This is a genomic window from Oleiphilus sp. HI0066 (assembly GCF_001635725.1).
This window is the reverse complement of record NZ_LWFH01000897.1, coordinates 1-282: the sequence shown is the minus strand read 5'-3', so window position 1 is coordinate 282 and position 282 is coordinate 1. Positions and strand designations below refer to the sequence as shown.

General features: G+C 47.2%; 1 pseudogene. It reads right to left on the bottom strand.

Going from position 1 to position 282, the window contains the following annotated elements:
- Positions 1-282, bottom strand: a pseudogene (locus A3738_RS10515) (leucyl aminopeptidase); the annotation flags it as partial.

Sequence of the window (282 nt, the reverse complement as noted above, 5' to 3'; positions counted from 1 at the left end):
TTACGGCGCTAGTAGAGTGGCCAAGTGCAATAATGCATGCGCCCGTCAGCGTCGCAATATCAATAACTGATTTGGGTTTGAATTTCTCAACGTAGGTGAGTGCATCACAAAGAACGAGTCGTCCTTCTGCGTCCGTATTAAGAATTTCAACAGTTTGACCTGATGCGGTTGTAACGATATCTCCCGGTTTTGATGCGTTGCCCGCAGGCATATTCTCTGCAGCGGCGATTACGCCGATAATATTCTTTTTTGGAGCAAGTTCGGCTATTGCGCGCATTGTAC